Here is a 22,402-nt window from a genome sequence, read left to right as displayed (position 1 = left end):
ACTGAACCGTTCGGTTCGATTAGCCTTGACATAATCCCTTTCGCAGCGCATATCAAGAGCAAATCGAACCGAGCGGTTCGAAACGCTTGCCGCGGGCTGAAATAAATGCGGATCCAATTCCGCACCCATTGCTTTTTATTGAAACGGTCACGCTAATGGGTTGGAGCGAGTTCTTAAATCCACCGTGATCTACAGGAGTGGAAACGTCCGGGTAATCATGACGTCAGCAAAAAGTGCACGGCAGGAAAGGTCCCTGCAGCCGGAACAGCAGCCTTCGAGCGGCGGCCGCCGCGTCGCCGGCGAGGATCCGGTCAAACGCGAGCAAATTCTTGAAGGCGCCAAGCGTGTCTTCATGCGCAGCAATTTCGATGCCGCCAGCATGAACGACATCACCCGCGAGGCAGGCGTATCTAAGGGCACGCTCTATGTCTACTTCGAGAACAAGGAAGATCTGTTCGAAGCCCTGATCGCGCGCGAACGCAGCCGCATCGTCAACAGCATCAAGCAGTCGCTGAACGACATAGAGCCCATCGAGGAAGCGCTACACGATTTCGCCGTCACGCTCGTTACCAGCATGACATCGGATTACACGATCCGGGCCATGCGGACCGTGCTCGGCGTGATCGACCGCATGCCGCGGCTGGCGCAGCGTTTCTTCACCGCAACGCCCGAAAACGGCTACACGGTGCTGAAGGCCTATCTCGACCAGCAGAAAGCGGCAGGCAGGCTGTCGATCGACGATACGGAACTGGCCGCCAAGCAGTTCATAGAGCTCTGTATGGCCGGCCTGTTCAAGGGCCGTCTTTTCGGGATGTGTGAAGCGGTTCCGCCCGAACAGATCGAAAAGAACGTCGCCTCGGCCATCCGTGTTTTCATGGCCGCCTACGGGCAGCGCGCTGATCAGAAATCTTAAGCCGGGCTGCACATCTGCAGGCGATTGCTGAAGGGATCGTAGAAGCTCGCAAAGGTGACGAAGCCGGGAAAGACCTGCGCATCCTCGCACCGGACACCGCGGCGCCGCAGCTCCTCGACCGCCGCATGGCAGTCCTCGACTTTCAAGACGAGCGTCGTCCCCGTCGAGGGCGTCCAGCCGCTCTCCGCCAACGTTACCGAAACGTTGCCGTCCACGCCGCCGGCGGAGAATTCGATCCAGCCCGCTTCGGGCAGATCGTAGAGCGGCGGCCCGAATCCGAGCACCTCCCCATAGAACGCGCGGGCACCATCAAGGTCGGTCACCGAAATCGAGACCACATTGATGCCACGAAAGAGAGGACCGGTCGTTGCCATGACGGCGGATGTAGGACGCGGACCCAGTTCGTCCAGCCTGCACAATCGGGAAATCCAGAAGGCGAATTTGCCGTCGGCAGGCCGTGCCGATTAAAATCCAGCAACCGCGATCAAACGCGTCCTCCTATAAATCCGTAAGAGCTAGGTCGCTTGCCACGGGAGTGAACATGAGTGCCATCGGACGGGCGATCTGGTTCATCGAAAGCCATTTCGCCAAGGATATCTCACTGGAGCGGATTGCCGACGCCGCCGGCCTGTCGCGCTATCATCTATCACGCGTCTTTGGCCTCGCGACCGGCCATTCGATCAGTGCCTATATCCGCGGACGCCGCCTGAGTTCGGCGGCGCTTCGCCTTGCCGACGGCAACTCCACCATTCTCGAGGCGGCCCTCGACGCGGGCTATGGCTCGCACGAGGCATTCACCCGCGCCTTTCGCGAGCAATTCGGGGTCACGCCCGAGTCGGTGCGCAAGCGGAGGCATGTCTGCAATATCGAACTTGTGGAGCCCATCAGGATGGACGATACGCGCAATCAGAAGATCGAACCGCCGCGCTTCGAGGAGGGCCCTGCCCTGCTCCTCGCCGGCCTTGAAGAAACCTATGCCTACGATCGCACCGAAGGCATTCCCTCGCTCTGGCAGCGCTTCAATAGCCACTTCGGTCATATTCCGGGCCAGCGCGGCAACGTCGCCTATGGCGTCTGCACCCATTCGGATGCTGGAGCCGGAAGCTTCCGCTACATGGCGGCCGTCGAAGTCGCGGAAGCGGACGGACTGCCGAACGGGTTTTCGACCCTGAAGCTGCCGAAGCAGCGCTATGCGGTGTTCCTGCATCGCGGCCACATCTCGGCGATCTCGGCCACTGCCCATCACATCTTCGCAACCTGGTTTCCGCAGTCTGGACTCGAGCACGGCGAAACGCCCGATCTCATGGAACGCTACGACGAGCGGTTCGACCCGGATTCCGGCCTGGGCGTCGTCGAGATGTGGGTTCCGATAAAACAGTAAACGGTAAAACGCTGCCGCAAAGTCGCGGCAGCGCTTGCTACTTCGGCACTACTCCTTAAATACTGCGGCGAACCTGGCGCCACGAGGCGCCCTGGAGGGGAGATGCGCTCGCATTCCGCTCCGGTTTGTTGGGACCGGTCACCGCCACTGACGTTGGGTCGGACGACGCGACATCAGTGATCGTCATTTAGAAGGAAGAGTTCGCCGATGCAGGAAATCCTCACGCTCGCTCAAAGCCCGGAGGCTTGGGTCGCTCTCATTACGCTGATTGTGATGGAAGTGGTCCTCGGCATCGACAACCTGATCTTCATCTCGATTCTGACCAACAAGCTGCCCGCCGAGAACCGCGTCAGCGCCCGGCGCATCGGTATCGGCCTCGCGCTTATCATGCGCCTTGGGCTGCTCGGCACGATCGCCTGGATCGTGCAACTCACAGAGCCGGTCTTCGAGGCCTTTGGCCATGGCTTCTCCTGGAAGGACATGATCCTGATCGCCGGCGGCCTTTTCCTGGTCTGGAAGGCGACGAAGGAGATCCACCACAATGTCGATCCGAGCGACCATGACGAGGATTTCATCGCGAGCTCGGCGATCAACGGTTTCACGGCGGCGATCGGCCAGATCCTGCTGCTCGATCTCGTCTTCTCCGTCGACAGCATCATCACCGCCGTCGGCATGACCCCTCACCTGCCCATCATGGTCATCGCCGTCGTCGTCGCCGTAACCGTGATGCTGGTTGCAGCCAACCCGCTCGCCAACTTCATCGAACGGAACCCGACGATCGTCATGCTGGCGCTTGCCTTCCTGCTGATGATCGGCACGACGCTGATTGCCGAAGGCATGGGCTTCCACGTGCCGAAGGGCTACGTCTATGCCGCCATGGCCTTCTCGGCGCTGGTTGAAATCCTCAACATGATCGCCCGCAACGCGCGCCTAAAAAAGCAGCAGGCCACGAAGCTGCATTAAGCTTGCAATCGGCGAAGACGACAAAGAGGCCCGCATCCGTCGGATGCGGGCCTCTTGCTGCGGGAGGGAGGCGAGGATGCGAGCTGGACAGGTCAAGAGCTCGCCTGCCGTTTCGTTGGCCACGGGAAGAAACCGGCAAAATTCCCATGTTCTCCTGGTCTGTCGCGTCCGGTTGCCACAGTCCGCGTCCTCGTAGCGGATAACGCAGCCACGCCGCTAGCGTTCCAATCCCTGTTCGGGGGAGAGGCGATTGGACCGCGCGCTTCCTCTTTCCGTTGACATCAGGGGCTTTCTATGGTCTCACCCCTGCCGACTGGAATTGCCCGCCGATACCGCTCAAGCGGCACCCTTGCGGGCCTTCCTTCCCATAAAATACGCGCCCGTCAGCTGGTAGGCACTCCGGCCAAGGGCTCAAGAGCACGTCAAGACGGGCAAAGACCATGGCAGATTCTGCAGTCCGGGTACGCATCGCACCCTCCCCCACCGGCGAACCGCATGTCGGCACCGCCTATATCGCGCTGTTCAACTACCTCTTTGCGAAGAAGCACGGCGGCGAATTCATCCTGCGCATCGAGGATACCGACGCGACGCGCTCGACGCCGGAATTCGAGAAGAAGGTGCTCGATGCGCTGAAATGGTGCGGGCTCACATGGTCGGAAGGTCCGGATATCGGCGGCCCCTACGGCCCCTATCGCCAGAGCGACCGCAAGGACCTCTACAAGCCCTATGTCGAGAAAATCGTCGAGAACGGCCACGGCTTCCGCTGCTTCTGCACGCCCGAGCGGCTGGAGCAGATGCGCGAGGCACAGCGCGCCGCCGGCAAGCCGCCGAAGTATGACGGCCTGTGCCTGAGCCTGTCGGCCGAGGAAGTCACCTCCCGCGTCGCCGCCGGCGAGCCGCATGTCGTGCGCATGAAGATCCCGACCGAGGGCTCCTGCAAGTTCCACGACGGCGTCTATGGCGATGTCGAGATCCCGTGGGATGCGGTCGACATGCAGGTGCTGCTCAAGGCAGACGGCATGCCGACCTATCATATGGCGAATGTCGTTGACGATCATATGATGAAGATCACCCATGTCGCGCGCGGCGAGGAGTGGCTCGCCTCGGTGCCGAAGCACATCCTGATCTATCAGTATCTAGGCCTCGAGCCGCCGAAGTTCATGCATCTGTCGCTCATGCGCAATGCCGACAAGTCGAAGCTGTCGAAGCGCAAGAACCCGACCTCGATCTCCTATTACACGGCGCTCGGCTATCTTCCGGAAGCGCTGATGAACTTCCTCGGCCTGTTCTTCATCCAGATCGCCGAGGGCGAAGAACTGCTGACGATCGAGGAACTGGCGGACAAGTTCGACCCGGAAAACCTGTCGAAGGCCGGCGCGATCTTCGACATTCAGAAGCTCGATTGGCTGAACGCCCGCTGGATCCGCGAGAAGCTCTCGGAAGACGAGTTTGCCGCGCGAGTCTTCGCCTGGGCGTCCGAAAACGAACGTCTCAAGGAGGGCCTGAAGCTCTCGCAGTCGCGCATCTCGAAGCTCGGCGAGCTGCCGGATCTGGCCGCCTTCCTCTTCAAGTCCGATCTCGGCCTGCAGCCGGCCGCCTTTGCCGGCGTGAAGGCCTCGCCCGAGGAGATGCTCGAAGTCCTCAACACCGTTCAGCCGGACCTCGAAAAGATCCTCGAATGGAACAAGGAGTCCATTGAGGCCGAACTGCGCGCCAGCGCCGAGCGGATGGGCAAGAAGCTCAAGGCCGTCGTCTCGCCGCTCTTCGTCGCCGTCTCCGGTTCGCAGCGTTCGCTGCCGCTCTTCGATTCGATGGAGCTGCTCGGCCGTGCTGTGGTGCGCCAGCGGCTCAAGGTGGCGGCACAGGTGGTCGCCTCCATGGTTGGCAGCGGAAAGTAAGGACGATAACCATGAACGAGAAGACAGAAACCGCCGGCCTTTCCTCCGACGCGACCGAAGTGCGCGCCCAGAAGCTCGACCTCTTGCGCACGCAGATCGGCGACGTCTATCCGGCGCATTTCCACCGCACGCTCACCAATGCGGAACTCGCCGAAAAATATGCCGGGCTCGAGCCGGACACGGAAAGCGGCGACCTGGTGACGGTCGCCGGCCGCGTCTTCTCCTCGCGCAATTCCGGCATGTTCATGGACATCCATGACGCCTCCGGCAAGATCCAGATCTTCTCGCACAAGGACACGGCGCCGGAGGAGGCGCGCGCGCTGCTGCCGATGATCGATCTCGGGGACATCGTCGGCGTCACCGGCGAGGTGCGCCGCACCAAGCGCGGCGAGCTGACGGTGAACGCCAAGGAAATCACCATGCTCTGCAAGTCGCTCCTGCCGATGCCGGAGAAGTATCACGGGCTTGCCGACATCGAGACGCGCTACCGCAAGCGCTACCTCGACATCATGGTCAACGAAGAATCGAAGCTGCGCTTCCAGCAGCGAAGCCGCATCGTCTCCGGCATTCGCCGCTTCCTTGAGGACGAAGGTTTCATGGAAGTCGAGACGCCGATGCTGCAGCCGATCTATGGCGGCGCCACGGCCGAGCCTTTCAAGACGCATCACAACACGCTGAAGCTCGACATGTATCTGCGCATCGCGCCCGAGCTTTACCTGAAGCGCGTGCTCGTTTCCGGGCTCACCGACAAGGTCTTCGAGATCAACCGCAACTTCCGCAACGAAGGCGTCTCCACCCGGCACAATCCGGAATTCACCATGATGGAGTGCTATTGGGCCTATGCGGACTACGAGGACATGATGGGCCTCGTCGAGCGCATGTTCGAAAAGCTCGCCCTCGCCGTCCACGGCAAGACCGAGTTCGAATTCGGCGACAAGCAGCTCTCCTTCAAGGGTCCCTTCCCGCGCGTCTCCATGCCGGAGGCCGTCAAGGACGCGACCGGCATCGATTTCCTTGCGATCCGGAGCGACGAGGAAGCCCGCCAGGCGGCCCGCAATGCCGGGATCGAGGTCGAGAAGGATGCGACCTGGGGCGAAGTGCTCGCCTTCATCTTCGAGGAGAAGGTCGAAGCGACGCTGATCCAGCCGGCCCACGTCATCCATTTCCCGAAGGATATCTCGCCCTTCGCCAAGGAGGTGCCGGGCGAGCCGCGGCTCGTCGAGCGCTTCGAGACCTATTGCAACGGCTGGGAGATCGGGAACGCCTTCTCCGAGCTCAACGACCCGGTCGAACAGCGCGCCCGCATGGTCGAGCAGATGGAACAGGCCCACGCCCGCGGCGAAAAGGAAAAGACGCTCGACGAGGACTTCCTCGACGCGATGGACCAGGGCATGCCGCCCGCCGGCGGCTTAGGCATCGGCGTCGACCGGCTGATCATGCTGCTCACCAACTCGCCGTCGATCCGCGACATCATTCTCTTCCCGGCCCGGCGCCACAAGGCCGATTGAGCTGATAAGCAGATGCCGGACAGCATTGAGCCCATCGCGTTAGCGGTGGGCTTTTCCTTTGATGGGGAAGTTTTGCGGGCGGCTCAATGCCCGCCATGCGCCTCGGCAGTCTTGGCCGGATGCTCGCTCGCTTCCGACACGGCCGGAGCCTCCGCGCCTTCCGCGTCGGCCGCAGCCGGATCGATGCAGGGCGAGTGATCGTCCATCTTGGCCATAATGGCACGAACCTCGTCGAGACCGAGGCTCACGAGCTTGCCATGGAACATGCCGCCCGGATTGGCCATGCCGTCGTTGTAGGAAGCATGGAACGGTTCGTCCATGCCCTTCACACTCTGCGGACCGGGCGCGAAAAGCACTTCGGCACCGATCGCGGCACCACGCGCCGCAGCGCGCTCCTCCGGACCTGCCGTATCGAGCACGACGACCTGGTAGAGGTCGGCCTTTTCCTTCTTTGCGAGTGCGCCGACGACGCGTAGCGCCGTGCGGACGCGCTCCGGGCCAGCCGCGCTGTCGGTCTTCACATGCATGCGGATCCAGCGCTGGCCGCGGTGGTCGAGCTTCAGCGTCCGAAGCGCCGTGCATTCGAGACCGGAAGCGGAAGGCTCCGAGAGCCGCGCGACGAGCCTGTCGCGCCCCACATAGACGGCGGCACCGCCGGACGCGGCCGAAACGGCAAAGGCCGCGGCAAGGATGACCACGAGCCGCTTCGAAGGGCGCAGTTTACTCAAAATAGCCTTCACAGGCGGCTCCGCTGCGGACGCAAATACAAGAAAAGCCAGAACGCCTCTGAAGATAGGCGAAACACCCTTTCGGAAAGTTTAAGCGGACGGATGCAGGACACTTGCTCTCCTGCCCGTCATCACTAAAAACGAAGCGTCATTTCTTGATTTTGAAGACGGGGGAGATCATGGCGCGCATCGGAATCGTCGGAGCGGGTATCATCGGCTGCGCCTCGGCGGTCCATCTGATCGCCGAAGGTCACGCGGTCACCGTGTTCGAAAAGGACGTCGACGGCCTGCCTGCCTCCGTCGGCAACGCCGGCATCCTCGCGGTTCCGGAGATCGATCCGATGGCCCGCCCCGAAATGCTGTTCGCAGCCCCGAAATGGCTGATCGACCCGCTCGGACCCCTGACGCTGCGCTGGCAGGATCTGGCGGCCTTGACGCCATGGCTCTTGCATTTGCTTCTTGCGGCTCGGCCCGCCCAGGTGGAACGCTCCCGTCGGGCCCTGCTCGGCCTGATGCGTGAAGCTCTCGCCGCGCATCAGGCAATGACGAGGCTCTGCGGCATTTCCGGCCATATGAAACCGACCGGGGCGCTGACGATCTTCGACAGCGAGACTGCCCTCGAGGCCGCGTTCCGGCACGAGCAGGCGACCGCCCGGCTGCTCGGCTTTGCCGTCGAACGCCTCGACGCCCGCGCCGCCCGCGGCCGCGTCCCCGCGCTAGAGGGCGCCTTCGCCGGCGGCGTCTTCAGCAGCGGATACCAGACGTTTCCCGATCCGCTCAAACTGCTGCGCGATCTGCAACACCATGTCAGGCAACAGGGCACGCTCGTCGAAGCCGGCGTCGAGGCCGTGCAGCCAAGCACCGAGGGGATCACCATAGTCGCCGACAACGGCGACCGGCAGGCCTTCGACAAGGTGGTGATCGCCGCCGGCGTGTGGTCACGCACCCTCGTCCGCAAGCTTGGGCTGAAGGTGCTGTTGGAAACGGAGCGCGGCTACAACACCACCTTCGCTGATCCACCGGTGACGCTGGAAATGCCGATCTTCTTTGCCGAGCACGGCTTCGTGGCGACCCCGCTTGCCAACGCCCTGCGCATCGGCGGTGCGGTTGAACTGGCGCGGCCGGAGGCGCCGCCGAACTATGCGCGCGCCGCCGCCATGCGCCGGAAGATGCGCCGTTATGTGCCGGCCCTGCCGGAGAGCGGCGGCAAGGAATGGATGGGCAGGCGCCCTTCGACACCGGATTCGGTGCCGGTCATCGGCCTTCATCCGTCCGATCCCCGCATCGCCATGGCCTTCGGCCACGGCCATCTCGGCCTGACGCTCTCGGCGATCACCGGCGCAAGGATCGCCGCCCTCCTTTCCAACCGGGCCGGCACCGACCTCGAACCCTTCAGCATCCGCCGCTTTCAATAAGCTGAGCGAAATCGATCGATTGACTTTCGCCCGCAGCTTGTCCATTGCCGCCAGCACGCAGGACCAGGTTCAGGCAAATGGGCCCGATATCCCCAAGAAGGAAGACGCTATGCACAAGGTTATTTTCGATACGGATCCCGGCGTCGACGACGCCATGGCGCTTCTCTTCCTGCACCGGCACCCGGAAATCGACCTCATCGGCATCACCTCGGTGTTCGGCAATGCCTCCATCGAGACGACGACGCGCAACGCGCTCTTTCTCAAGCAGGCCTGGGGAATTGCAGCCCCGGTCGCCAAGGGCCTCGGCGAGATGTTCAATCCCGACCGGCCGCATATCGATTGGCCGACCGGCATCCACGGCCACGATGGCCTCGGCAATATCGACGTGCCGGACGTGATCGACCTGCCGCTCGACCCCCGGCCGGCCCATCGCTTTATCATCGACACGGTGCGCGCCAATCCCGGTGAGGTGACGCTCGTGGCCGTCGGCCGCATGACCAATCTGGCACGTGCGCTGCGCGAAGACCCGGATATTGCCGGCCTCGTCAAGGCCGTGGTGATCATGGGCGGCGCCTTCGACGTTCCCGGCAACATCACCCCGGCCGCCGAGGCCAATATCCATGGAGACCCGGAGGCGGCCGACGTGGTGATGACTGCACAATGGCCGGTGGCGGTGATCGGCCTCGACGTGACGTCGCAAACGGTGATGACCCGCGCCACGCTCGCCGACATCGCCGAACGTGGCGGCAAGGCGGCAAAACTCCTCGCCGACATTTCGCAGTTCTACATCGTCTTCTACGAGCAGCATGTCGATGACGGCATGGTCGTGCACGACAGCTGCGCCTGCGCCTATGTCGTCGCCCCGGATCTGTTCCGCACCCGCAGCGGGCCGATCCGCGTGCTCTGCGGCGGCATCGCCGACGGCCAGACGATCCAGAAGCCGGACGGGCGGCTTTTCCCGCCGAATGCCTGGGACAATCTGCCGAGCCAAAAGGCCTGCATCGGCATCGATGCCGAGGCGGTGCTGAAGCTGATCGGCGATACGCTGGCGCACGGTCGATAGCCCTCGGTCTTTCTCAGCCGACGAAAAACTTGCGGCGGATAGCTGGCAGACCGTCGACCGCCAGCTATCTTTGTCTGCATGAAGCCGGAATCATTGCTCTATCCCGCTCCAAAGGGACTCTATTGCGAGAAGGGAAACTTCTACATCGATCCGGTTCAGCCGGTCGAAAGGGCGCTGATCACCCATGGCCATTCCGATCATGCCCGCGCCGGACATGGCCGCGTGCTTGCGACACGCGAAACGCTCGACATCATGCGCATCCGCTACGGCGACGGCTTTTGCGGTGAAAGCGAAATCGCCCGGCTCGGCGAAACGATCGCGATCGACGGCGTCCGGGTCTGCTTTCATCCGGCCGGCCATGTGCTCGGCTCGGCGCAAATTTCGGTTGAGGCGGGTGGGAAGCGGATCGTCGTTTCGGGCGACTACAAGCGGCGGCCCGACCCGACCTGCCCCACTTTCGAGCCCGTCCCCTGCGATGTCTTCATTACCGAGGCGACCTTCGGCCTGCCGGTCTTCCACCATCCGGACGACCGGGCGGAGACCGCCCGGCTTCTTGCATCGCTGAAGCAATTTCCCGAACGTGCCCATGTCGTCGGCGCTTACGCGCTCGGCAAGGCGCAACGGGTGATCGCGCTACTTCGCCAGCAAGGCTACGACGAACCGATCCATATCCACGGCGCGCTTGCCAAGCTCTGCGAATATTACCAGGCCGAGGGTATCGACCTCGGCGATATCCGGCCGGCCACCCTTGCCGGCGACAAGAGGCCGGATTTCGCCGGCGGGATCGTCATCGGCCCGCCTTCAGCCTTTGCCGACCGCTGGGCGCGACGCTTCGCCGAGCCCGTCGCCGTCTTTGCTTCAGGTTGGATGCTCATTCGCCAGCGCGCCAAGCAGCGCGGCGTCGAACTGCCGCTCGTCATCTCCGACCATTGCGACTGGGCCGAACTGACCGGCACCATACGCGAGATCGCCCCGGCCGAAGTCTGGGTGACGCATGGCCGTGAGGAAGCCCTGGTGCGCTGGTGCGAATTGCAGGGCATTCCGGCGCGACCGCTGCATCTCGTCGGCTACGACGACGAGGGGGAGTGACGGATGAAAGCCTTCGCCGAACTGCTCGGCCGCCTCGTCCTGACGCCGCAGCGAAACGCCAAGATCAGGCTGCTTGCCGACTATTTCCGCAGCACCCCCGATCCAAGCCGCGGCTATGCACTCGCGGCGATCGGCGGCACGCTTTCATTCAACACGGTGAAGCCTGCCTTGATCCGCGACCTCTTGCTCGAGCGTATGGACGAGGTGCTGTTCCATTATTCCTATGACTATGTCGGCGATCTCGCCGAGACGGTGTCGCTGGCCTGGGAACCGCAGCAGGGAGTCGTTCCCGAGGACATTCCGCTTGGCGAGGTCGTCGAACGGCTTCAGCGGGCGGGACGTTCCGAGGTACGCTCGCTCGTCCGCGACATGCTCGACCGGCTCGACACCGCCGGCCGTTTCGCCTTTCTGAAGCTCGTCACCGGGGGTTTACGGATCGGCGTCTCGGCGCGGCTCGCCAAGCAGGCGCTCGCCGACCTGGGCGGCAGGGACATCGCCGAGATCGAAACCTTGTGGCACGGGCTTTCGCCGCCTTACCTGCCGCTCTTTCTGTGGCTTTCCGGCGAAGCGGAGATGCCCGTTCTCACCACGCCGGCCGTCTTTCACTCGGTGATGCTCGCGCCTCCAATCGGCGAGGGCGATCTAGAAGGACTGAATCCGGCCGACTTCGCCGCCGAATGGAAATGGGACGGCATCCGCGTCCAGCTCGCCAATATCGGCGGGGTGCGGCGTCTCTATTCCCGCAGCGGCGACGAAATATCCGGCGCTTTCCCGGAGATCATCGAGGCCGCCGACATTGCCGGCGTGATTGACGGCGAGCTGCTGGTCGGCGGAACGATGCGCACCAATCGCGCCACCGCCACGTTCGGGGACCTGCAGCAGCGGCTGAATAGAAAGTCCGTCAACCGCAAGCTTCTCGAGGATTTTCCGGCCTTTATTCGCGGTTACGACATCCTCTTTTCGGGCGAACGCGACATGCGGCCCGAACCCTTCCACGTCCGCCGCCAAGCCCTGGCCGCCTTGATCGAAGCCGCTTCGCCACAGCACTTCGATCTTTCGCCGCTCGTGCCCTTCTCGACCTGGGAGGAACTGGACCGGCTGCGCTCGGATCCCCCGGATCCGGTTATCGAGGGCGTCATGCTGAAGCGGCTCGACTCGCCCTATCTGGCCGGACGGATGAAAGGCCCCTGGTTCAAGTGGAAACGCGCGCCCTTCAACATTGACGCGGTGCTGATGTACGCCCAGCGCGGCCACGGCAAGCGCTCGAGCTACTATTCGGATTTCACCTTCGGCGTCTGGACGGAGGCAGAAGGCGGCATGGCCCTGGTTCCCGTCGGCAAGGCCTATTTCGGCTTTACCGATGCCGAACTGGAGGTACTCGACCGCTATGTGCGCGACAACACGGTCGAGCGCTTCGGCCCGGTGCGCGCGGTCCGCGCCGAACCGGACGCCGGCTTTGTCGTCGAAGTGGCCTTCGAAGGGCTGAACCGCTCGACCCGCCACAAATCGGGTGTCGCCATGCGTTTCCCGCGCATCGCCCGGCTGAGACCAGACAAACTGCCGCGGGAGGCCGACAGGCTGGAGACACTGCAGGCGATGCTCGGCATGAAAGGTTAGAACCGCGGTTTCCCGCCCTCGCCTATTTCAGCGGTTCCGAATGAAGAATTATTAAGGAGAGTTTGGAATATTCGGGCTGTCTATCTCGCCGTCCGCATTCGCAGGGTCGTCTTGTGGCAAAAATAAACGGTCAATATTTCAGGAAATACCGGCTCTCGCGGATTCTGACGCTCAATTACGTCCCGGCGCTGATCGCCACCTTCGTCGTGCTGATTGCCGGGATTCTCGCCGACAATCAGAACCGGGTCGTTTTCGAAGCACGTCTGCGCTCCGAGGTGGCGGACGAACTCAATCCGATACGCTCGCGCCTGGAGAGCAGCGTCAACGGCAATATCCAGCTCGTTCGCGGCCTGATCGGCACGATTGCAACCGAGCCCGACATGCACCAGCAGCGCTTCAGCGGACTTGCGCAGAGCATCTTCAGCGAGCGCTCGCAACTGCGCAACCTCGCCGCAGCGCCCAATCTCATCGTCTCGATGGTCTACCCGCTGGCGGGCAACGAGAAGGCGATCGGCCTGAACTACCGCAACAACGACAAGCAACGCGAGTCCGTCATGCGTGTGGTGGCAAGCGGGAAGATGGTGCTTGCCGGGCCGGTCGATCTCGTCCAGGGCGGACGCGGATTGATCGGCCGCTTTCCGGTGACGGCCAATGCCGGCGGCGGCAAGCGCTTCTGGGGCCTGGTGTCAGCGGTCATCGACATCGACCAGCTCTATCGCGACAGTGGCCTCGTCTCCTCGGCCCTCGGTATCGACATCGCCATTGCTGGCCGTGACGGTCAGGGACGCGATGGCGCGATTTTCTTCGGCGATCCGGCGATCTTCGGAAAGGCGCCGGTGGAGGTGGACGTGACGCTGCCGGGCGGCTCCTGGCGGATGGCGGCGATACCGAAGGGCGGATGGCCGCCGACGCCGGACAATGCCCTGCAGGTCCGCCTCCTGATCATGCTCGGGGGCCTGATGATCGTCGTTCCGATGATCATCACGGGTTATCTGACGACGGAACGCCAGCGAAATATCCGCGCCCTGCGGCAGAGCAAAGATCAACTGCTCGAACTTTCGCATCGCCTGAAGATTGCGCTCGACACGTCCAAGATCGGCATCTGGGAACTCGATATCGACACCGGCAAGCTGCTGTGGGACAACCGCATGAAGGAGCTCTACGGCGTCGGCCCCTCTATCCGCGAAACCTTCGACGACTGGAAAGAGGCGCTGCATCCCGACGATCTTCCCCGCGCCAAGGCGGAATACGCCAAGACGGTCGCAAGCGGCGGCGCCTATAATTCCGAATTCCGCATTCGTCTGCCCGGCGGCGACATCCGATACATCCGCGCCAGCGGCTCGGTTCACATCGGCGCCGGCGGCAGCCGCAAGATCATCGGCGTCAACTGGGACGTGACGGCCGACGTCGAAACGCGGGCAAGACTCTCGGAAGCCAAGCGCCTCGCCGAGGCGCATAGCGCCGAACTGGAGGCGGCGCGGCACCGGATGGAATTCAACGCGCTGCACGACCCGCTGACAGGACTCCCGAACCGACGCTTCCTCGACCAGATCCTTGGCGACCGGACGCGGCACTTCGACGCCAAGGACAGGATCAGCATCTTCCATATCGATCTCGACCGTTTCAAGCAGATCAACGACACCATGGGCCATGCTGCGGGCGACGAGATTCTCAGGCACGCCGCCGGACTGCTGCGCTCGAGCGCGCGGGAGAACGACTTCGTCGCGCGGATCGGTGGCGACGAGTTCGTCATCATTCGTGCCGGCGGCAACGCCGAGGAAGATGCGGCGCTCGCCTCGGGCATCATCGAGGCGATGAGCACGCCAGTTCGCTACAAGGACCAGGAATGCCGCATCGGCGTCAGCATCGGCATCGCCGCCCAGGCCGCCGCGACCGACGAGCTCGCCCACATCCTCGTCAATGCCGACATCGCCCTCTACGAGGCGAAGAGGCGCGGCCGCAACCGGCACGAAACCTTCACCGGCGCGCTCAAGACCGCCGTGTTCCAGACGAAGCAGACGGCCGATGAGATCCTTCGCGGTCTTGAGCAGAACGAATTCGTCGCCCATTTCCAGCCGCAATTTTGCCCGGCGACGCTGGAGGTCATCGGCGTCGAAGCGCTGGCGCGATGGGATCATCCGACCAAGGGGCTGATCGGGCCGCATGCCTTCCTGAAGACAGCCGAGGACATCAACGTGGTCGCAGCCATCGACCAGGCGATCCTCGAACAGGCGCTGTTCCAGATCTGCCGCTGGGAGGCAAACGGCATCCGCATCCCCAAGGTGTCGGTCAATCTTTCCTATTCGCGCCTGCGCGACGAGGGGCTGATCGAGCGGCTGGAGCAGATGCGGATACCCGAGGGCCGGCTTTCCTTCGAACTGCTCGAATCGATCTCTTTCGACGAGAACGACACGACGCTGCTGTCGAACATCAGACGCATCAAAGAACTCGGCATCGACATAGAGATCGACGATTTCGGCACCGGCTACGCCTCCATCCTCAGCCTGTTGAAGCTGACGCCGCGCCGCCTGAAGATCGACCGGCAACTGGTGCTGCCCATTCTCGTGTCACCCCAGGAGCGCCGGCTGGTCGAATCGATCATCGATATCGGCACCTCGCTCGGCATAGAAGTGATTGCCGAGGGCGTCGAGACGCTCGAACACGCCGCCATCCTCAAACAACTCGGCTGCCACGGGCTGCAGGGCTATGCCTTCGCCCGGCCGATGAGCGCCAACGATCTCGCGGCCTTCGTCTTCGAGCGGAAGTGGCGCGCCGCCTAGGGCTCCCTCGGAAACGCGGCGCTCTGCTCCGGGGCATTTGTCTCGCCGGACGGCCGTGTTTTTCTCTGCCGGAAGGCTTGGCAGTAGAGCGCAAAAAAGTCATAAAAACATATGCCTCTGCCGCTTCGCGGATCATCCGGGCATGCCTGGTGACCGTTGCTTCGGCGGCCGTCCCATCGGAACCAGCCGTTCCAATCTCCGAGACCCCGAGACCGAGAGGGCTGAACGATCGAATACGCGGAAAAATTGCTGTCAGTCTTCATTCTCGCCCCATTCGGGGGAAGCCTCCTCGCAATCTTCTTTCCGTCCGATCAACGCGGCGCCACGGCCTGGTTCGCTGGCGCGATCGCCCTCATCTGCTTCCTGGTGACCGCCGGCCTCTATCCCTTCGTCGCCACCGGCGGCGTGCTTCGCTTCGAGATCGACTGGATCCCCGAACTCGGGTTGAACTTCAAATTGCGCATGGACGGGTTTGCCTGGCTTTTTTCGGCGCTCATTACCGCAATAGGCTTCTTGGTCGTCCTCTACGCCCGCTATTACATGGCCGAGGAAGACCCGGTGCCGCGCTTCTTCGCGCTGTTTCTCGCCTTCATGGGATCGATGCTCGGCGTCGTGCTTTCCGGCAACCTGATCCTGCTCGCGGTCTTCTGGGAAATGACGAGTATCGTTTCGTTCCTGCTGATCGGCTACTGGCATCACAACGCGCATGCCCGCGATGGCGCGCGTATCGCACTGACGATGACAGGCATGGGCGGCCTTGCGATGCTCGTCGGCCTGCTCCTGATCGGACGCGCCGTCGGCAGCTACGATCTCGACACCGTGCTCGCCTCGGGCGAGGCGATCCGCAACGATCCGCTCTACAACGCGATCCTGGTTCTCGTCCTGCTCGGCGCCCTGACGAAGAGCGCGCAATTTCCCTTTCATTTCTGGCTGCCGCATGCCATGGCCGCACCGACGCCGGTTTCCGCCTATCTGCATTCGGCGACGATGGTGAAGGCCGGCGTTTTCCTGCTGGCGCGGCTTTGGCCGGTGATGGCCGGCACGGAGGCCTGGTTCTGGATCGTCGGTCTTGCAGGACTGACGACCCTGCTGCTCGGCGCCTATTTTGCGATCTTCCAGCAGGATTTGAAGGGGCTGCTCGCCTATTCGACGATCAGCCATCTCGGGCTGATCACCGTTCTCCTGAGCCTCGGCAGCCCGCTGGCCGCCGTCGCCGCGGTCTTCCATATCGTCAATCACGCGACCTTCAAGGCCTCACTATTCATGGCCGCCGGCATCATCGACCATGAAACCGGCACGCGCGACATGCGCCGGCTGAGCGGACTTTTTCACTACATGCCGATCACCGCGACGCTCGCCATGGTGGCGAGTGCCGCCATGGCCGGCGTGCCTCTGCTCAACGGCTTCCTGTCGAAGGAAATGTTCTTCGCCGAGGCGATCGAAACGCATCTCGTCAGCGCGCTCGACACCGCAACGCCCTATGTCGCGACGATTGCAAGCATGTTTGCGGTCACCTACTCGCTGCGCTTCATTCACAGCGTCTTCTTCGGGCCGCTGCCGTCCGACCTGCCGAAGAAACCGCACGAGCCGCCGCGCTGGATGCGCGCCCCCGTCGATTTCCTGGTGCTCGCCTGCCTGGTCGTCGGGATCATTCCGGCGCAAACGATCGGGCCCTTCCTCGACGCCGCCGTGATTTCGATCCTGCGCGAGGATACGCCGAGCTACAGCCTTGCCGTCTGGCACGGCCTGAACATTCCGCTGATCATGAGCTTCGTGGCGCTGTCGGGCGGCGTCGGCCTCTATTTCCTGATGCGCTCCTATCTCGCGACGGGCATTGAGGGTCCGCCTGTCTTCCGCCTGCTCCAGGGACAGCGCATCTTTGAGCGTGTCCTGGTGACGCTGTCGTGGAAATGGGCCCGCTCGCTCGAGCAGCGCCTCGGCACCCGCCATCTGCAGCCGCAGATGCGGCTCCTGGTGTTCCTGGCGCTCCTCGCCGGTGCCTTGCCCCTCGCGATCGGCGGCTTTCGGCTGCCGCCGCTCGTCGTCCGCGGCATCGATCCGGCCTTCGCCCTGCTTTGGGGTGTCGGCATCGCCTGCGCAGTCGGCTCGGCCATCCTGGCGAAATTCCACCGTTTGGCATCGCTCGTACTGCTCGGCGGTGCCGGGCTCGTCACCTGCCTCACCTTCGTCTGGCTGTCTGCTCCCGACCTTGCCGTCACCCAGCTTCTCGTCGAGATCGTCACCACGGTGCTCATCCTGCTCGGCCTGCGCTGGCTGCCGAAGCGCATCGAGGAGCCCGCGACGGCGGATATTCCGCTGAAGGTCCGCTTCCGGCGCCTGCGCGACTTCCTGCTCGCCACCATGGCGGGCGGCGGCGTGGCGCTGGTAGCCTACACGGTGATGACCCGGCCCCTGGTACCGGAGACCATCGCCGGCTACTTCCTCGGGCAGGCCTATCACGAGGGCGGCGGCACGAATGTCGTCAACGTCATCCTGGTGGATTTCCGCGGCTTCGACACCCTCGGGGAGATCGCCGTCCTCTGCATCGTCGCGCTCACGGTCTTTGCGCTGCTGCTGCGCTTCCGCCCGCACCTGGACAGTCTGGAATCGCCCGAACAGCAACGAGTGCAGAACGCCTATGACGACGATCATCCGGAGCGGACCGCGGGCGACAGCGTCGCTGAATATCTACACATCCCTTCGGTGATCATGCGCTGGATGTTCCCGGTCACCGGCATGCTCGCCGCCTATCTGTTCCTGCGCGGCCACGACCTGCCGGGCGGCGGCTTTGCCGCCGGAATTGCCATGTCGATCGGCTTCATCCTGCAATATATGTCGGGCGGCACCCGCTGGGTGGAGGAGCGGCTGCGCATCCACCCGCTTCGCTGGATGAGCATCGGTCTGCTCGTCGCCCTGGCGACGGGCGTCGGATCCTGGCTCTTCGGCTATCCGTTCCTGACATCGCGCGCCGAATATGCCACCCTGCCGGTCATCGGCAAGGTTCCGCTCGCAAGCGCCATCCTCTTCGACCTCGGCGTCTTCTCTCTGGTGCTCGGCGCCACGGTGCTGATGCTTATTGCGCTGGCGCACCAGTCGGTCCGCCGCGCAGCGCGCGCCCATGCGCGGGCCGCGCGACCTGAAAGGGAGGCGGCACAATAATGGAGCTCATTCTCTCCGCCGGCATCGGCGCCCTCGCCGCATCGGGCGTCTATCTTCTGCTGCGACCACGCACCTATCAGGTGATCGTCGGACTTGCGCTGCTCTCCTATGCGGTCAACCTCTTCATCTTCAGCATGGGGAGGCTCCGGGTAAACGCGCCGCCGGTGCTCGAACCCGGCGGCGCGGGCGACCTCTTGCGCTACACCGATCCCGTGCCGCAGGCCCTCGTTCTGACCGCGATCGTCATCGGCTTCGCGATGACCGCGCTCTTTCTCGTCGTGCTGCTCGCGTCACGCGGCTTCACCGGCACCGACCATGTCGACGGAAGGGAGCCGCCGCGCGGTGACTGATTGGCTGCACCATCTTCTAATCCTGCCGATCCTGCTGCCGCTTGCCGTCGCGGCGATGCTGATCCCGATCGACGAGCGTGAGCGCACGCTGAAGGGAGCGATCGGCTTCGCATCGACGCTCGTCGTCTTCATCGTCACGATGATCCTGATGCGGCTTGCGGCGGCAGGCGAAGGCAGCCTGCCGGGCGCCGGCGTCTACCAGCTCGGCAACTGGCCGGCGCCGTTCGGCATCGTCCTCGTCCTCGACCGGCTGTCGGCGCTGATGCTCTGCCTTGCGAGCGGCCTGGCGCTTGCCGCCCAGGCCTATTCGATGGCCCGCTGGCACACGGCCGGTCACCATTTCCACTCGCTGTTCCAGCTGCTCGTCGCCGGTCTCAACGGCGCCTTCCTGACGGGCGACCTGTTCAACCTCTTCGTGTTCTTCGAGATGATGCTTGCGGCTTCCTACGGACTGCTGCTGCACGGCTCGGGCCCGTTGCGCGTCAAAGCCGGGCTGCACTATGTCGCCATCAATCTCGCCGCCTCTTCGCTGTTCCTGATCGGCGTCAGCCTGATCTACGGTACCACTGGTACGCTCAATATGGCGGATCTCGCGACGAAGCTTGCCACGCTCGCGCCGGAAAGCCGGCGGCTCGTCGAAACCGGCGCCGCGGTGCTCGGCGTCGCCTTTGTCGTCAAGGCCGGCATGTGGCCGCTGAGCTTCTGGCTGCCGGCGGCCTATGCAGCGGCGACCCCGCCGGTCGCCGCTGTGTTCGCCATACTTACGAAAGTGGGCATCTACGTCATCCTCCGCCTGCACATGCTCGTCTTCGGCACGGCCGCCGGCGCATCGGCCGGTTTCGGCCAGGATTGGCTTCTGACCGGCGGCATGCTGACGATCGCCTTCGGCACCATCGGCGTGCTGGCTTCGCAGGCCATGGGCCGGCTCGCCGCCTATTCCGTGCTCGTCTCTTCGGGCACGCTGCTTGCGGCGATCGGCCTCGGACGACCGGAAATGCTCGCCGGCGCGCTTCTCTATCTGGTCAGCTCGACGCTGACGATCGCCGCCTTCTTTCTGCTCATCGAACTCGTCGAACGCGGCCGCGATGCCGGCGCCGACGTTCTGGCGGTGACGATGGAAGCCTATGGCGACTTCGACGAGAATGAGGAAGAGGAGGAAGTGGGCGTCGCCATTCCGGGCACGATGGCCATTCTCGGCCTCTGCTTCTGCCTCTGCGCCATTCTCCTGTCAGGCCTGCCGCCGCTTTCGGGTTTCATCGCCAAATTCGCACTGCTGCGCGGGCTCTTCAACGTGCCCGAGGCGAACCAGGCGATCGCGATTTCCGCCGCGGACTGGATCTATGTGGCACTTCTCATCCTTTCGGGCCTCGCCGCCATGATCGCCCTGAACCGTGTCGGCATCCGCACCTTCTGGGCGTCGATCGAGGGAACCATACCGCGCGTCGTCGTCATCGAGATCACGCCAGTTGCCATCCTGCTCGCCGCCTGCGTCTTCCTGAGCTTTCAGGCCGGCCCCGCGATGCGATACATGCAGGCGACCGCCGACGATCTGCTTGCTCCCCTCGTCCATAGCGAGCGGGTCCTTTCCGCGCCCCGGGCGGGAGGAGAGTAGCGATGCGTGCCTGGCTTCCTTACCCGCTGTTTTCGCTTGCCCTCTTCTTCATGTGGTTGTTGCTCAACCAATCGGTTGCGCCCGGCTCGATCATCGTCGGCGGCTTCCTGAGCGCGTTGCTCGGCTGGGTCATGGTGAAGCTGCAGCCGACCCGATCGCGGCTGCACCGTCTAAGCCTCATGGGAGGCCTTGCGCTCGCGGTCGTCGCCGACGTTGTTCGTTCGAATATCGCCGTTGCGGGGATCATCCTGCGGGCTCGGGGCAGGCCGGCGAACACCGGTTTCATGAGCGTCGACGTCGATCTGGAAAACGAGAACGCGCTGGCGCTGCTCGCCTGCATCCTGACGGCGACGCCTGGCACCGCCTGGCTCGAATACGACCGGCGCCGCAAGAGCCTGCTCATACATGTGCTCGATATCGACAACGAGGATCTGTGGCGGCGAACGGTCAAGCGCTACGCAGCAGGACTGAAGGAGATACTTCAATGATCGCGCTTGCAATCGTCTGGTCGATCCTGCTCGCCCAGGTCATGCTCACTTTGGCGATGGCCTTCGCGCTCTACCGGATGATCAAGGGACCCCGCGCCCAGGACCGCATCCTCGGGCTCGACACGCTCTATATCAACGCGATGCTGATGCTGCTTGCCTTCGGCATCCGCACCGCCAGCTCGATCTATTTCGAGACCGCGCTGATCATCGCTCTGATCGGTTTCGTCTCCTCCATCGCATTCGCGAAATTTCTCATGCGCGGCGAGGTGATCGAATGAACCATCTGGCCGACCTGCCCGCCTGGGCGGCGATCGCCGTCTGCGGCTTGCTGCTTCTCGGAGCCGCGATGACGCTCATCGGCTCGCTCGGCCTGTTGCGCCTGCCGAGCTTCTACGACCGTCTGCACGCCCCGACAATCGCGACTAGCGGCGGCACGATTCTTATCTGCCTCGCCTCGATGCTCTGCTTCGCGGTGCTGCAGAGCCGCTGGATCTTCCACGAACTGCTGATCATCTTCTTCGTCACGGTGACGACGCCGGTGACGCTGATGCTGCTCGGCCAGGCGGCTCTTTACCGCGACCGCGTCGAGAACCGCCAGGACGTCCCGCGCAAGCCGAAGCCCGCCGCGGAACTGGACTGCGAATGATGCCGCTCTATTCGCGGCCGCGGAAGCGGCGCTGATAGACAGGATCGTAGAGCGAGCTCTCCCGGAAGTCCGATGCTTCCAGCCCCGGTCCGACAAGGATCAGCGCAGTGCGCTCGATCGGATCGGCGGCGACCCGGTCGGCAATGTCGCCGAGCGTGCCGCGCAGGACGCGCTCATCCGGCCAGGACGCCTTGACGACGATCGCCACCGGGCAATCGGCGCCGTAGAGCGGCGTCAGTTCCTCGACGACGCGGTCGAGCGCATGGATGGCGAGGTGGATCGCCAGCGTCGAGCCGGTGGCGCCGAAGGCGGCGAGCGTCTCGCTGTTCGGCATCGGTGATGCACGGCCGGAAACGCGCGTCAGCACCAGGCTTTGCGACACCGCCGGAATGGTCAATTCGCGGCCGAGTGTCGCCGCGGCGGCGGCGAAGGCAGGCACGCCCGGTGTCATCGTATAGGCGATATCGTGTTTCTCTAGCCGCCGTATCTGCTCGGCCACCGCACTCCAGACTGAGAGGTCGCCGGAATGCAGCCGCGCGACATCCTCGCCGGCTTCGGCCGCGCGCACATATTCCGCCTCGATCTCGTCGAGCGACATCGGCGCCGTGTCGATGACGCGGGCGCCGGGCGGGCAAAATTGCAGGAGCTCCGGCGAGACGATCGAGCCGGCATAGAGGCAAATGGGGCAGCGGCCGATCAGGTCCCTCCCCCTGACCGTGATGAGGTCTGCTGCGCCCGGTCCCGCGCCGATGAAGTGAACGGTCATTGTCTATCCTCTTGAGTATTCCCGGC

19 protein-coding genes are annotated in these 22,402 nt (G+C 63.6%); 16 read left to right on the top strand and 3 right to left on the bottom strand.

The genetic code is table 11. The annotated features are described in order from the left end of the window. The first annotated feature begins 217 nt into the window (after nt 1-217). Nucleotides 218-913, top strand: coding sequence for a TetR/AcrR family transcriptional regulator (locus CO664_RS02885; RefSeq protein ID WP_097537887.1), 696 nt, complete (start codon nt 218-220; stop codon nt 911-913). Here CO664_RS02885 and CO664_RS02880 read toward each other — a convergent pair. Next, entirely contained in the window at nt 910-1,332 is a 423-nt protein-coding gene (locus CO664_RS02880) for a VOC family protein (protein ID WP_234820085.1), read from the bottom strand. The genes CO664_RS02885 and CO664_RS02880 overlap by 4 nt on opposite strands. 122 nt (nt 1,333-1,454) lie before the next feature. Here CO664_RS02880 and CO664_RS02875 point away from each other — a divergent pair, with 122 nt between their 5' ends. The 4 genes from CO664_RS02875 (at nt 1,455) to lysS (ending at nt 6,663) form a co-directional block, all read left to right on the top strand. Then, nucleotides 1,455-2,294 carry a GyrI-like domain-containing protein gene (locus CO664_RS02875; RefSeq protein WP_097537885.1) on the top strand — a complete coding sequence of 280 codons (840 nt, stop codon included), beginning with the start codon at nt 1,455-1,457 and terminating at the stop codon, nt 2,292-2,294. Nucleotides 2,295-2,501: 207 nt separating this feature from the next. Next, nucleotides 2,502-3,257: a TerC family protein gene (locus CO664_RS02870; RefSeq protein WP_037414324.1), complete on the top strand. Its 756-nt coding sequence runs from the start codon at nt 2,502-2,504 to the stop codon at nt 3,255-3,257. Nucleotides 3,258-3,697: 440 nt separating this feature from the next. Then, the gene (gene gltX, locus CO664_RS02865; protein ID WP_097537884.1) at nt 3,698-5,155 is read left to right on the top strand and encodes a glutamate--tRNA ligase; all 1,458 of its coding nucleotides are present in this window, start codon (nt 3,698-3,700) and stop codon (nt 5,153-5,155) included. A gap of 11 nt (nt 5,156-5,166) precedes the next feature. Next, the gene (gene lysS, locus CO664_RS02860; RefSeq protein WP_097527615.1) at nt 5,167-6,663 is read left to right on the top strand and encodes a lysine--tRNA ligase; all 1,497 of its coding nucleotides are present in this window, start codon (nt 5,167-5,169) and stop codon (nt 6,661-6,663) included. 83 nt (nt 6,664-6,746) lie between these two features. Here lysS and CO664_RS02855 read toward each other — a convergent pair whose 3' ends face one another. Then, the gene (locus CO664_RS02855; protein ID WP_097537883.1) at nt 6,747-7,403 is read right to left on the bottom strand and encodes a hypothetical protein; all 657 of its coding nucleotides are present in this window, start codon (nt 7,401-7,403) and stop codon (nt 6,747-6,749) included. Nucleotides 7,404-7,570: 167 nt separating this feature from the next. Here CO664_RS02855 and CO664_RS02850 point away from each other — a divergent pair, with 167 nt between their 5' ends. From CO664_RS02850 to mnhG, 11 genes are all read left to right on the top strand, one after another. Next, nucleotides 7,571-8,806, top strand: coding sequence for an FAD-dependent oxidoreductase (locus CO664_RS02850; protein ID WP_097527617.1), 1,236 nt, complete (start codon nt 7,571-7,573; stop codon nt 8,804-8,806). Between the two features lie 109 nt (nt 8,807-8,915). Beyond that, nucleotides 8,916-9,869, top strand: a complete 954-nt coding sequence (locus CO664_RS02845; protein WP_097537882.1) for a nucleoside hydrolase — start codon at nt 8,916-8,918, stop codon at nt 9,867-9,869. Between the two features lie 78 nt (nt 9,870-9,947). After that, a complete protein-coding gene (locus CO664_RS02840; protein WP_037414312.1) occupies nt 9,948-10,958 on the top strand; it encodes a ligase-associated DNA damage response exonuclease in 1,011 nt (336 codons plus the stop codon). Nucleotides 10,959-10,961: 3 nt separating this feature from the next. Then, complete coding sequence (locus CO664_RS02835; protein ID WP_097537881.1) at nt 10,962-12,575, top strand: cisplatin damage response ATP-dependent DNA ligase; 1,614 nt, start codon at nt 10,962-10,964, stop codon at nt 12,573-12,575. A 113-nt stretch (nt 12,576-12,688) separates the two neighbouring features. Beyond that, a complete protein-coding gene (locus CO664_RS02830; RefSeq protein ID WP_097538570.1) occupies nt 12,689-15,355 on the top strand; it encodes an EAL domain-containing protein in 2,667 nt (888 codons plus the stop codon). Between the two features lie 246 nt (nt 15,356-15,601). Next, on the top strand, nt 15,602-18,514 hold the full coding sequence (locus CO664_RS02825) for a monovalent cation/H+ antiporter subunit A (protein ID WP_097537880.1): 2,913 nt from the start codon (nt 15,602-15,604) through the stop codon (nt 18,512-18,514). Beyond that, complete coding sequence (locus CO664_RS02820) at nt 18,514-18,864, top strand: Na+/H+ antiporter subunit C (protein WP_037414305.1); 351 nt, start codon at nt 18,514-18,516, stop codon at nt 18,862-18,864. Before CO664_RS02825 ends, CO664_RS02820 begins: the two co-directional genes overlap by 1 nt. Then, on the top strand, nt 18,830-20,476 hold the full coding sequence (locus CO664_RS02815; protein ID WP_176536485.1) for a monovalent cation/H+ antiporter subunit D: 1,647 nt from the start codon (nt 18,830-18,832) through the stop codon (nt 20,474-20,476). Before CO664_RS02820 ends, CO664_RS02815 begins: the two co-directional genes overlap by 35 nt. 2 nt (nt 20,477-20,478) lie before the next feature. Then, nucleotides 20,479-20,964, top strand: a complete 486-nt coding sequence (locus CO664_RS02810) for a Na+/H+ antiporter subunit E (RefSeq protein WP_037414302.1) — start codon at nt 20,479-20,481, stop codon at nt 20,962-20,964. Beyond that, a complete protein-coding gene (locus CO664_RS02805; RefSeq protein ID WP_097537879.1) occupies nt 20,961-21,242 on the top strand; it encodes a K+/H+ antiporter subunit F in 282 nt (93 codons plus the stop codon). The genes CO664_RS02810 and CO664_RS02805 overlap by 4 nt, the downstream gene beginning before the upstream one ends. Continuing rightward, nucleotides 21,239-21,610 (top strand): monovalent cation/H(+) antiporter subunit G, encoded by a 372-nt coding sequence (gene mnhG / locus CO664_RS02800; RefSeq protein ID WP_097527623.1) that lies wholly within the window; start codon nt 21,239-21,241, stop codon nt 21,608-21,610. Before CO664_RS02805 ends, mnhG begins: the two co-directional genes overlap by 4 nt. A gap of 7 nt (nt 21,611-21,617) precedes the next feature. On the opposite strand, the gene cobM is transcribed toward mnhG, so the two are convergent. Further along, entirely contained in the window at nt 21,618-22,376 is a 759-nt protein-coding gene (cobM, locus tag CO664_RS02795) for a precorrin-4 C(11)-methyltransferase (RefSeq protein ID WP_037414296.1), read from the bottom strand. Between the last annotated feature and the right edge of the window lie 26 nt (nt 22,377-22,402).

The organism is Sinorhizobium sp. NG07B, from assembly GCF_002532005.1.
In the GTDB taxonomy this organism is placed as follows: Bacteria; Pseudomonadota; Alphaproteobacteria; order Rhizobiales; family Rhizobiaceae; genus Sinorhizobium; species Sinorhizobium fredii_C.
Note: the sequence above shows the minus strand (reverse complement) of the source record. Positions and strands in the feature narration are given on the sequence as shown.